The 3,201-nt window shown below is 70.0% G+C and carries 2 protein-coding genes and 1 pseudogene; 2 read left to right on the top strand and 1 reads right to left on the bottom strand.

All coding sequences use genetic code 11. From position 1 onward, the window contains the following. Nucleotides 1-1,684, bottom strand: a 1,684-nt coding sequence (gene recG, locus VFL64_RS20985) for an ATP-dependent DNA helicase RecG (RefSeq protein ID WP_489542329.1), incomplete at its 3' end; no start/stop codon positions are given. Here recG and queA point away from each other — a divergent pair. Next, nucleotides 1,683-2,729 (top strand): tRNA preQ1(34) S-adenosylmethionine ribosyltransferase-isomerase QueA, encoded by a 1,047-nt coding sequence (queA, locus tag VFL64_RS20980; protein WP_489542328.1) that lies wholly within the window; start codon nucleotides 1,683-1,685, stop codon nucleotides 2,727-2,729. The two genes, recG and queA, sit on opposite strands and share 2 nt — an antisense overlap. Before the next feature lie 101 nt (nucleotides 2,730-2,830). Continuing rightward, nucleotides 2,831-3,201 (top strand): annotated as a pseudogene (locus VFL64_RS20975) (hypothetical protein); the annotation flags it as partial.

Below are 3,201 nucleotides of genomic sequence, written 5' to 3'. Positions count from 1 at the left end.
TGGCGTTGGGCACATCGACGCCGACCTCGATCACGGTGGTGCTGACCAGCACCTGCATCGTGCCCGCCTTGAACTGCGCCATCACCGCCGCCTTGTCGGCCGCCGGCATGCGGCCGTGCAGCAGGCCGACGCTGCGGCCGGACAGGGCGGCGCTCAGCTGCTCGTGGGTGGCTGTGGCGTTCTGCAGGTCCAGCTTCTCGCTCTCTTCGATCAGCGGGCACACCCAGTAGACCTGCTTGCCCTGCGCCACCTCGGCCGCGATGGTGTGGACCACGCCCTCGCGCTTGGCGTCGCTGAACACCTTGGTGACGATGGGCGTGCGGCCCGGTGGAAGCTCGTCGATGGTGCTGATGTCGAGGTCGGCGAACAGCGTCATCGCCAGCGTGCGCGGGATGGGCGTGGCGCTCATCATCAGCAGGTGCGGCTCCAGCGATTGCTGATCGAGCTTGTCGCGCAGGGCGAGGCGTTGCGCCACGCCAAATCGATGTTGCTCATCGATGATCGCCAAGCCCAGCTTCGCGAACTGCACCTCGGCCTGGATCACCGCATGCGTGCCCACCACCAGCTTCGCCTCGCCCGACGCCACGCGCGCCAGCATCTCGCGGCGCCCCTTGCCCTTGCGGCTGCCGGTGAGCCAGGCGGTCTGGATGCCCAACGGCTCCAACCACTGCACCAGCTTGCGGAAGTGCTGCTCGGCCAGGATCTCGGTGGGCGCCATCAGCGCGCACTGCCAGCCTTCGTTCATCGCGATGGCGGCGGCGAGCGCTGCCACCACCGTCTTGCCCGCGCCCACGTCGCCCTGCAGCAGGCGGTGCATGGGCACCTCGCGCTGCAGGTCGAGCGCGATCTCCTCGACCACGCGTCGCTGCGCCGCCGTCAGGTGGAAGGGCAGGGCGGCGAGCAGCTGTTCCTGCAGGCCTCCGGCGTGCACCGTGAAACGCGGTGCGCGCTGCAGGGCACGCTCGTTCTTGGCCTGCAGCTGCGAGAGCTGCTGCGCGAGCAGCTCCTCGAACTTGAGGCGCTGCCAGGCGGGGTGGGTCTTGTCTTCGAGCTGCGCCAGGCTCACGTCGGGCGTAGGGTGGTGCAGGAAGCGCAGCGACTCGCGCAGGCTCAGCAAGCCGCGCGGCAGCAGCGCCGGCGGCACCAGCTCCGACAGGTCGGCACGCTGCAGCCCCGAGGCCACGGCCTTGCGCAGGTACGCCTGCGGCAGCGCGGCGCTGGTGGAGTAGACCGGCGTGAGCGCGGTGGCCAGCGGCGTGTCGGCGTCCACGCCCTTGAAGCTCGGGTGCACCATCTCCATGCCAAAGAAGCCCCCGCGCGCCTCGCCGCGCACGCGCACACGGTTGCCGGCGGCCAGCGTCTTCTGGTGGTTGGGATAGAAGTGCAGGAAGCGCAGGTAGAGCTCGTTCTCGCTGGCGTCATCGTGCAGCTTCACCACCAGCTGCCGTCGCGGGCGGAACTGGATCTGGCAGTCGCTCACCACGCCTTCCACCTGCGCGGTGTCGCCATCGCGCAGCTCGCCGATGGGTGTGAGCCGCGTCTCGTCCTCGTAGCGCAGCGGAATGTGCAGCGCGAGGTCGATGTCGCGGATGAGCCCCAGCTTCTCCATCGCCTTCTGCGGCGCGGTCTTCTCCTTGCGCGCAGTGCTGGGGGTGTCGGTGGGCATAGGACAATTCTGCGGCATGACACATCGTTTCCAGCTGGCCGACTTCGATTTCGAGCTACCCCCCGAGCTGATCGCCCAGCACCCCGCTGCTGAGCGCAGCGCCTCGCGCCTGCTCGACGGCACCGGGGCGCAAGCAGCCGACCGCATCTTCCGCGAGCTGCCCGGCTTGCTGCAGGCCGGCGACCTGCTGGTGTTCAACGACACGCGCGTCATCAAGGCGCGGCTGCTGGGTGCCAAGGCCACCGGCGGTTCGGTCGAGGCGCTGGTCGAGCGCGTGCTGCCGAACCACGAGGTGCTGGTGCACCTGCGCGCCAGCAAGTCGCCCAAGGCCGGCGCGCTGATCCGCTTCACGCACGGCGAACGCAGCTTCGAGGCCGAGATGCTGGGCCGCGGCGGACCGGAGAACTCGCTCTTCCACCTGCGCTTCCCGGGTGAGCCCTTCGCGCTGATCGAGGCCCACGGCCACGTGCCGCTGCCGCCCTACATCACGCACGCCGACGACGCCGACGACGAGCGCCGCTACCAGACCGTGTTTGCCGCCAAGCCCGGTGCCGCTGCCGCACCCACCGCCGCGCTCCACTTCGACGAAGGCGTGCTCGCCGCGCTGCGTGAACGCGGCATCGGCAGCGCCAGCGTCACGCTGCACGTGGGCGCCGGCACCTTCCAGCCGGTGCGCACCGAGAACATCGCCGAGCACAAGATGCACAGCGAATGGTTCGAGGTGCCGCAGGCCACTGTGGACGCCATCGCCGCCACGCAGGCCGCGGGCGGGCGCGTGGTCAGCGTGGGCACCACCACGCTGCGCGCACTGGAGTCGGCGGCCCTTGGCGGCACCCTGCAGGCCGGCAGCCGCGACACCGACATCTTCATCACCCCCGGCTTCGGCTTCCGCGTGGTCGACCTGCTGGTCACCAACTTCCACCTGCCCAAGAGCACGCTGTTGATGCTGGTGAGCGCCTTCGCCGGCCACGCCCACGTGATGGCGCTGTACCGCCACGCCATTGCCGAGCGCTACCGCTTCTTCAGCTACGGCGACGCGATGTTGCTGGCGCGCAAGGGCTGAGAAGGTGTGAACGAACCCGCCATGCCCGCTCGGCTGTTCGGTCGATGGCGAGCGCGGCCCATTCGCCCGGACAATCGCCGCCAGCTCTGCTCCTCGCGTCCATGATCTTCCCCCTCAGTCCGACCTTGCTGCGCAGCCTGGCCGGCCTGATCCTGGCCTGCCTGCTGTGGGCGCCGGCGTGGGGCCAGACGCAGGAGCTGCTCTCGCTCACCGAGGCCGAGTTCACGCCCGCCGGCAGCACCGCAAGCACCCCGGTCACCTTGCCCGACACCTGGGGCATGCGCGGCCTGCCGCCGCAGGGTGCCGGCCGCTACCGCCTGCGCTTCACGCTCGACGCCGTGCCAGCGCAACCCTGGGCCGTGTCGTTCACCCGCATCAGCATCGCGCGGCGTCTGTTCCTCAATGGCCAGATGGTGCAGGGCGACGACCTCAACCTGCACTACCCCCCTGCGCCGGCGGTGATCGACCTCCC

This window comes from Rhizobacter sp. (genome assembly GCF_035702065.1).
Classification (GTDB): Bacteria; Pseudomonadota; Gammaproteobacteria; order Burkholderiales; family Burkholderiaceae_C; genus Rhizobacter.
The sequence above is the reverse complement of the archived record's forward strand: the minus strand, read 5'-3'. Positions and strand labels throughout refer to the sequence as shown.

What these genes read in the sequence shown, in the direction of transcription:
- queA (WP_489542328.1), top strand. Translation starts at nt 1,683, where the DNA reads ATGACACATCGTTTCCAGCTGGCCGACTTCGATTTCGAGCTACCCCCC.